This window comes from Streptomyces sp. NPDC002156 (assembly GCF_053593675.1).
The window spans coordinates 25,576-33,498 of record NZ_JBSFDA010000108.1 but is presented as its reverse complement, the minus strand read 5'-3'; the positions used below and the strand labels follow the sequence as shown (position 1 = coordinate 33,498).

At 71.4% G+C, this 7,923-nt stretch carries 8 protein-coding genes; 3 read left to right on the top strand and 5 right to left on the bottom strand.

Going from position 1 to position 7,923, the window contains the following annotated elements:
• The first annotated feature begins 229 nt into the window (after positions 1–229).
• Entirely contained in the window at positions 230–1,837 is a 1,608-nt protein-coding gene (locus tag ACWCRB_RS33475; protein ID WP_450999645.1) for a hypothetical protein, read from the top strand.
• Positions 1,838–1,890: 53 nt separating this feature from the next.
• Here the strand turns inward: ACWCRB_RS33475 and ACWCRB_RS33470 are convergent, their stop codons facing one another.
• From ACWCRB_RS33470 to ACWCRB_RS33460, 3 genes are read right to left on the bottom strand one after another with little or no spacing between them, the layout of a single operon-like run.
• On the bottom strand, positions 1,891–2,544 hold the full coding sequence (locus tag ACWCRB_RS33470; protein WP_450999644.1) for a nucleoside/nucleotide kinase family protein: 654 nt from the start codon (positions 2,542–2,544) through the stop codon (positions 1,891–1,893).
• Positions 2,545–2,561: 17 nt separating this feature from the next.
• Positions 2,562–3,680 (bottom strand): serine hydrolase domain-containing protein, encoded by a 1,119-nt coding sequence (locus ACWCRB_RS33465; protein WP_450999643.1) that lies wholly within the window; start codon positions 3,678–3,680, stop codon positions 2,562–2,564.
• Positions 3,681–3,736: 56 nt separating this feature from the next.
• Positions 3,737–4,150, bottom strand: a complete 414-nt coding sequence (locus tag ACWCRB_RS33460) for a TOBE domain-containing protein (RefSeq protein WP_450999642.1) — start codon at positions 4,148–4,150, stop codon at positions 3,737–3,739.
• Between the two features lie 120 nt (positions 4,151–4,270).
• On the opposite strand from ACWCRB_RS33460, the gene ACWCRB_RS33455 reads away from it, so the two are divergent.
• Entirely contained in the window at positions 4,271–5,305 is a 1,035-nt protein-coding gene (locus tag ACWCRB_RS33455) for a permease (protein WP_450999641.1), read from the top strand.
• Positions 5,302–6,036, top strand: a complete 735-nt coding sequence (locus tag ACWCRB_RS33450; protein WP_450999640.1) for a TIGR03943 family putative permease subunit — start codon at positions 5,302–5,304, stop codon at positions 6,034–6,036. Before ACWCRB_RS33455 ends, ACWCRB_RS33450 begins: the two co-directional genes overlap by 4 nt.
• Before the next feature lie 27 nt (positions 6,037–6,063).
• Here ACWCRB_RS33450 and rpmF read toward each other — a convergent pair whose 3' ends face one another.
• A complete protein-coding gene (rpmF, locus tag ACWCRB_RS33445) occupies positions 6,064–6,228 on the bottom strand; it encodes a 50S ribosomal protein L32 (RefSeq protein ID WP_371664352.1) in 165 nt (54 codons plus the stop codon).
• An 85-nt stretch (positions 6,229–6,313) separates the two neighbouring features.
• On the bottom strand, positions 6,314–7,834 hold the full coding sequence (locus ACWCRB_RS33440; protein ID WP_450999639.1) for a serine/threonine-protein kinase: 1,521 nt from the start codon (positions 7,832–7,834) through the stop codon (positions 6,314–6,316).
• Positions 7,835–7,923 lie beyond the last annotated feature (89 nt).

Here is a 7,923-nt window from a genome sequence, read left to right as displayed (position 1 = left end):
TATACACACTTCTATACAAACACTCTGACCCCCCCCCCGGCTCTCCCCAAGGCCCCACTCCCACCCCGGCCTCACCCGCGACGGGGGTGAGGCGCTCACTCGCCTCACCCGCGACGGCAACCTCGAACACCCCGCCGCCACCGACGACATCGGCGACACCTCCCTGGGCGTCACCTCGCTGCTGGCCCTGGCCTGGCAGCGCGGCAAGGACCCGCGGCTGCCGGAGGCGGTGGCCCGCAGCCTCGCCTTCCACCTCCGCGAGCGCGTCTACACCGAGGACAACCCCGGCTACCCCAACCTGCGGACCCGCAACTCCGGTCTCCCGTACGCCCGTTACGTACTGGAGTCCGGCGCCCACCCCATCGGCGACTGGCCGAGCACGGTGTGGGCGCTGCTCCAGGCCGTCAACATCCTGGACGCGGCCGAGGGGCTCGTCGCCGACGAACAGCGCGCGGAACTGGTCGAGTTGGCGCGCGGCTACTGGCGCTGGCTGACCGAGGCGACCTTCTTCAACCCGCAGGAGGCCGGCAACCAGGCCATCGGCTGCGTGGTGGGCGGCCTGATGTTGGCTCCCCATCTCCCTCCCGAGGAAGGGCGGTTGGTCAGGTCGCGAGCGATCTCGCTGTACGTCGACAAGATCCGCGCCCACCGGGTGGGCGACCGGGGCGCGGCCCTGCCCCCCGAGCACGGCGGCGCCTACGACAACAACTACGGCCCGATCTCCCTCTCCTTCCTCGCCCAGGCCCACCGGATCAGCGGCGAGGAGATCTTCGCGGAGGACGGCGAGGCACTGGCCCGCTATATCGACGCCCGCCTGACGAACGGCGGTTACGACAACGGCGGCCCCCGCTACAGCGAACAGCACTCCGCCTTCGAATCGGTCCTCGGTCTGCGCTACTTCGGCCACCGCATCGGCGCCGACCTCGGCCGCTACCGGGGCGACAGCCGCTGGGCCCGCCACGCGGCCAAGCCGGACGGCGGCATCGACGGCCACTTCGCGTGGATGCTGGTCTGGCAGATCCAGGACACCACCCCCTGGCACCGCACCCCGTCCACCGAACCCCTGCGCCACCAACTCCGCGCCGGCACGGTCTCGGTGGCCTTCGACAGCAAGATGACCCCGTCACTGGTCGAGGCGGCGGGTACGTACTACCTTCCGGCTGCGGTGAACCGCCAGCACGGCTTCGGTCCGGTCGTGGACGGTTTCCTGCTCTGCCGCCCGATGGGCGAGGTCCGGGTACGGGACGTCCGCACCGACGGCCTCGCGGCCAAGCTGGTCACCAAGCCGGTCGTCGGCCGCGACCACGTCCTGCGCCATGTGCGGTCCCTGTACGTCACGGACGGCACGGCCCTGTGGGTCACGGTCGCCGTCGAACACCTCGACGGCGCGCCGTACTTGCTCGCGGGCCTGCCGTACGCCACGGATGACGGCGACAGGGTTCGCCGTACGGCGGAAGCGGGTGCCGTGGCCTCTGCGGGCACCCTGCGTCTGACGCACCCTGGGGCGGAGGGCGTGGAGCACTTCGACGCCCGCGCCGAGGTGACCCAGGAGCAGGCGGCGTTCGCCCTCGCGGCCGATCCGCGCGGCTATGGCAACCCCGACGAGGGCTGGCGGCACCTGGTCAGCTCCACGGCGCTGGAGGCTGAGCCTGCGCCCGGCGCACCGGAGGGGCTGAGTGTGTTCGCCGTGCGGTACGGAAAGGGTGCCGAGTTCGTGCCGGTCTTCGAGGCGACGCCAGACGGCCTTCGAGTGCGCACCGAGGGGTTCACGGCTGTGATCGGCGAGGCGGCGGGCGATGCCCGCGGTGAGCCGGAGCTGACAGTATCGGGTTGCTGACTGGGACTTTGGCTGCCCGCCGGTGGGGGCTGGTCGCGCAGTTCCCCGCGCCCCTAGGTGGGTGCAGTCCCGTCTGTCTGTACGACCAGGTCTGCTCGGTCTTGGGTTGCCGTTACCAGCTCGGCGTTGGGCTGGTCCGAGCGCAGTACCCACGCCACCGCCTTCTCGTGGGTCTTGCCGAACTCCTCGTGGCGGGCGATGAGGCGGCGCAGGCGTTCCTGTTCGTCCAGCTCGCAGAACCACACCTCGTCCAGTTGCGAGCGGACCCGGGGCCACAGGAGTAGGTAGTTGCCCTCGGTGACGACGAGTCGCGCCGACGGGAACACCGGGATCGCGCCCGCGATCGGCTGTTCCAGGACCCGTTCGAACCTCGGGGCGTAGACGATGCCGTCCTCGCCCCCGGTACGCAGCCGTTGCAGCAGCGCCGCGTACCCCGCCGAGTCGAAGGTGTCCGGCGCACCCTTGCGGTTGCGCAGGTCCAGGCGGTCCAACTCGACGTCGGCGAGATGGAATCCGTCCATCGGGACATGGGCGACCCAGGGTGTGCCGTCGCCGTTCAGGGCCCGGACGAGCCGCTCGGCGAGCGTCGTCTTGCCCGCGCCGGGGCTCCCGGCGATACCGAGCACGGCACGCCGGTCGTCCCTGACCAGCGCGCGGGCCCGGCCGAGGAGTTCGTCGAACGTGGGGGAGGAGGGAGGTCGTTCCACGCGGCCGAGTCTCTCACCTACACGGACAGCCCTTCGTAGGCCGCCGCCAGGATCATGAACGCCCGGTCGTCGCCGAGGCCTTCCGGGTCGAGCATCCGGTTCATGACGTACGCCACGGTCAGGCGCGCGTCCATGTCGACCAGGACCATCGAGCCGCCCCAGCCGCCCCAGAAACACGTGCGGGGGTTGGGGAGTTGGCCGCCGTGCAGGCCGTACCCCATGCCCCAGCGCATGGGCACACCCAGGGTGTTGTCCGTGCCGCGGAACTGCTCCTCCAGGACACGCTCACAGCCCGCCTCCGACAGGAGCCGTACGCCCCGTGCGGTGCCGCCGCAGGACAGGACCGACTGGACGGCGGCGACCGAGCGGGCGTTGCCGTGGCCGTTCGCGGCGGGGATCTCGGCGCGCCGCCAGGCCTCCGTGTTGGCGGTGGCGGGCGGGAGGTGCGGGTTGCCGGGGCGGTCGCGCGGCAGGGCGGCGTTCGGGTCGAGAACCCGCTTGGGCAGGGGGATCACGGGCGCGACCCGATGGTCGTGCTCGGCGGGCAGTCCGATGTGGAAGTCGGCGCCCAGCGGACCGGCGATCTCCTCGGCGAAGAAGACACCCGGGGTGCGGCCGGTGACCCGGCGGATCACCTCGCCGACCAGGTAGCCGTAGGTGACGGCGTGGTAGCCGCCCTCGACGCCGGGCTTCCAGGCCGGGGCCTGGGCGGCGAGCCGGGAGGTGGCCGTCGGCCAGTCGTAGAGGTCGTCGAGCGTCATCGGCTCGTCCCAGGTGGGCAGGCCCGCCGTATGGCCCAGCAGATGCCGTACCCGGACGTCGTCCTTGCCGTTCGCGGCGAACTCCGGCCAGTAGCGGGCGACCGGCGCGTCCAGGTCGAGTTCGCCCCGGTCGGCGAGGACCAGGGCGGACAGTGCCGTCATCGTCTTGGTCGTGGACCACGTGTTGGTGAGGGTGTCGCGCTCCCACGGGACGGTACGGGCCTCGTCGAGGTGGCCGCCCCACAGGTCGACCACCGGCTCTCCGTCGAGGTGCACAGCGACGGACGCGCCCACGTCCTTGTCGGCCAGCGATGCCGCCAGCGCCTCGCGCACGGAGGCGAACTGGTCGGTGCACGTACCGGATGTCTCCACCATGCCGCGACCGTAACCATGCCCCGCGGACACGGCCACCGATTATTTCCCGCCCCGGATCAGGCGCGGTCGATATGTACGTTCGTCGACTTCACGCGGGCCGTGGCCTCCACGCCGACTTCGAGACCGAGTTCCTCCACGGCCTCCCGGGTCAGCAGCGACACCAGCCGGTGGGGGCCCGCCTGGATCTCGACCTGGGCCGCCACATCGCCGAGCTTCACGGCCGTGACGATGCCGGGGAACGCGTTGCGGGCCGAGGTGTACGACGGCTCCTCCTCGCCGGAGCCGCTGCCCGCGCCGGAGTTCGCGCTCGCCAACTCGGTCGAGAACGCGGCCAGATCCCGTCCGTCGATCAGCCGCCGCCCGCCCTCGTCACGGTGGGTCTTCACCCGCCCCGCGTCGGCCCACCGCCTGGCGGTGTCGGGGCTCACGCCCAGCAGACGGGCGGCCTGACCAATGGTGTAGGACTGCATACGCGCCAACCTAAGCTCGTTCCTCTGTCTCGCAAAATGAGCAACAGCGCCCGTCCGGGCGTACTGAACTGGTAGGGAACGCACGCACACAGCACGGCCACGCCCGGAGGTACCTCGCCCGTGAGCATCACCAAAGCGGCCCCGCCCGGGGCCGGCCACCGCGACACGGAGGCGCCGGAGGGGGATCCGGGCGGCGAGCAGCAGGGCTGGCAGTTCAACTCGCCGCTCGTCCTGACGATGCTGCTGATCCTGGTGGTCGCCCTGCAGGGGCCGATCCGCGGGGCGGTGTCCGCGCCGGTGATGCAGAGTTGGATGACGGTGTTCGTCGCCGTCGTCGTCCAGGCACTGCCCTTCCTCGTCCTCGGTGTGCTGCTGTCGGCGCTGCTCGCGGTGTTCGTACCGCCGTCGTTCTTCGCCCGCGCCCTGCCCAGTCGGCCCGCCCTCGCGGTGCCGGTCGCGGGGATGGCCGGAGCGGTGCTGCCAGGGTGTGAGTGCGCGTCCGTGCCGGTGGCGGGGGCGCTGGTGCGGCGGGGTGTCGCCCCGGCGGCGGCGCTGGCGTTCCTGCTCTCCGCCCCGGCGATCAACCCGATCGTGCTCACCGCGACCGCCATCGCGTTCGCGGGCCGCCCGGAGATGGTGGTCGCCCGGTTCGTCGCGAGTCTGCTGGTCGCCTGCGCGATGGGCTGGCTCTGGCAGCGGCTCGGCCGCGCCGACTGGCTGCGCCCGCCGGCCCATCCGTCGGACGAGGGCCTCGGCAAGGGCGCCGCCTTCTGGAGTTCCGTACGGCACGACGTGATGCACGCGGGCGGCTTCCTGGTCGTCGGCGCGATGGCCGCGGCCACGCTGAAGTCAGTGGTGCCGGAGCGCTGGCTGAGCCTCGCGGCCGACAACCCCGTGGTGTCGGTCCTCGCTCTCGCCGTCCTCGCGGTGCTGCTGTCGATCTGCTCGGAGGCTGACGCGTTCGTCGCCGCGTCGCTGACCCAGTTCTCGCTCACGGCCCGGCTGGCGTTCCTCGTCGTCGGCCCGATGATCGACCTGAAACTGTTCGCCATGCAGACGGCGACCTTCGGCCGAGGCTTCGCCCTCCGCTTCGCGCCCGCCACCTTCGTCATGGCTGTGGCGTCGTCGGTGCTTGTCGGGGCGGTGCTCCTGTGAACCGGCAGGCACAGGCGGTCGTCCTGTTCCTGGTCGGTGGAGCGATGGTGCACGCCGGCACCACCGACCTCTATCTGCGGTACGTCAAGGCAGGGCTCCAGCCACTGGTCGTCGGCGCCGGACTGGTCCTGATCGTGGCCGCGCTGGCGACGGTCTGGTACGAGCGGAAACGCTCAAGGACCGGCTCGGACAAGGGGGTTGAGGAGGGTCACGGCCATGTCCACCGTGAACCGCGCGTCTCCTGGCTCCTGGTCCTGCCCCTGTTGGCGCTGATCCTGGTCGCCCCGCCCGCCCTGGGTTCCTACAGCGCCCTGCGCACGGGTACGGCCCTCCAGGCGCCGCTGGCCTATGCGCCGCTGCCCTCCGGTGACCCCGTACGCCTCAGCCTCGTCGACTACGCGGGCCGTGCGGCCTACGACCACGGGCGCTCGTTGGGCGACCGGCGGATCGCGATCACCGGGTTCGTCGCGCTCGACGGCAAGGGCACCCCGTACTTGGTCCGGATGGCCCTCAACTGCTGCGCCGCCGACGCCCAGCCGGTCAAGGTCGGCCTGACCGGCCGGATCCCCCCGGTCATCCAACCGGACACCTGGCTCGAACTCACCGGCACCTACACCGCCAAGCGGACCAAGGACCCGGTGAACAACGGCATCATCCCGTTCTTCGACATCGCCGAGGCGAAGCCGGTCCCGACGCCGCGCGACCCGTACGACGAGAGCTGGAACAACTGAGCCTGGGGTCGAGGAGGTCAGGTCCGGTCAGGGCTGGATGAGCCCGCGTTCGTACGCCTTGACCAGGCGCTGCGGCACCATGTGTGCGACCCCGTCGACGGTGACCTGTACCAGTTGGGTCGGGGTCGCCTTCCACTGGGCGCGGCGGTGCCGGGTGTTGCTGCGGGACATCTTCCGCTTGGGAACGGCCATGGGAGTCCTCCTCGGTCGGTGAGCGAGACAGGACGCTACATGAAAATGGATCCCATTAACAATATTGGTGTCGGTGACCGGTCCGTCAGGGCTGGTGCGTGACGCTCACCTGCACGGTCAGCGTGCCCCGGTTGTCCTCGGAGCAGGCCCCGGCGGAGTCGTTGATGCCCAGTTGCAGGGTGCCGTTCCCGGCCGCCCGGAAGGTCAGCCTCCGCCCGACGGAGTGGACGGGGAAGTCCTTGGTGCCCGTGAGGACGGCCAGCAGGGTGCCGAACGGTGCCGCGGGCTTGACCTTGCAGTCCTTCGCGCCGTCCAGCAACGCGTCGGTGTCCGCGTCGTAGCCGGCCGGCCCGGTCATGGGTATGTTCCGGTGGTCGACCGTCCATTCTCCCGAGACGAATCGCACGGTGACCTGGTCTCCCCGCTGGACGGCCGCTCCGGTCACCGGCTGCCAGCCGGTCGCCGACTGCACGACCTGATTGACGGTCGTCGTCTTCGGGCCCTCCTTCAACGGCAGCGTCCCGGTGAGGAAGAGACCGCCCACGACGCCCGCCGCCAGTACAGCTGTCCCGGCCAGTGCCCACAGCAGCCGCTTCGGCCCCGTCGAGCGGGACGACCGCTGCTGCTGGGGCTTGAGCGAAGTGGTGTGCCGCGCCGTCGGTACGGTCTGTCCGGCTGGGACCGGCCGCCCGTGCCCGCTGGTCACCGTGTCCGCGTCGGCTGTCGGGTGCGAGGGCCGACGTACGCGCACGGTCGCCGGGGGCAGCGGCTCGGCGGACATCTCCGACGTCTCCCCGGCCGTGACCCGCTGCAACGCGGAACGTACGACGGCTGCAGAGGGGCGCTCCGCCGGAGCCTTGCGCAGCAGCGCCTCGACGACCGGGCGCAGCGGGCCGAGCCGCTCCGTCAGGACGGGTTCCTCGTACGCCACTGCGTGCAGCGTCGCGGGTGCGGCCGGTCTGCGGAACGGGGACAGCCCGCCGCAGACCGTGGCGAGGGTCGCGCCCAGGGACCACAGGTCGGATGCGGGACCGGCCTCCGCCCCCGTGACCCGCTCGGGCGCCATGAACTCCAGGGAGCCGATCAGTTCGCCGGTGGTCGTCAGGAACTCGCCGTCGTCCAGGGCCGCGATGCCGAAGTCGGTGAGAACCGCGCTGCCGTCCCGGCGCAGCAGGACGTTGGCGGGCTTGACGTCCCGGTGCAGGGTGCCGGCGTTGTGCACGGCTTCCAGCGCGTCGAGCAGTTGGAGGCCCAGGGTGGCTGTGTGCTGCGGCGTGAGGGGGCCGGTCTCGGCGGTCCGGTGGGCCAGCGAGGGCCCGTTGACGAGTTCCATGACGATCCACAGCCGGTCCTCGGCCTCGACCAGGTCATGGACGCCGACCACATGGGGGTGCGGCACCCGGGCGACCGCGCGTGCCTCACGGATGGCGCGGCGCACCCGGATGCGGTGCTCCTCGTCGCCGTGGGTGAGGATGTGCAGCTCCTTGGCGGCGACCGGCCGGTCGAGCAGCTGGTCGTGGGCGCGCCAGACCGTGCCCATACCGCCCCTGCCGAGGATGTCGTGGAGCAGATACCGACCGGCGATCAGCTTTGCTGAGCCGTGCACCGATCCGTGCCCCGAGCCGCGTTCCGAACGCGTCGCCGATGGGTGATCGCCGTCTCCGGATGTCACGTGCGCTCTCACGTTCCTGTTCG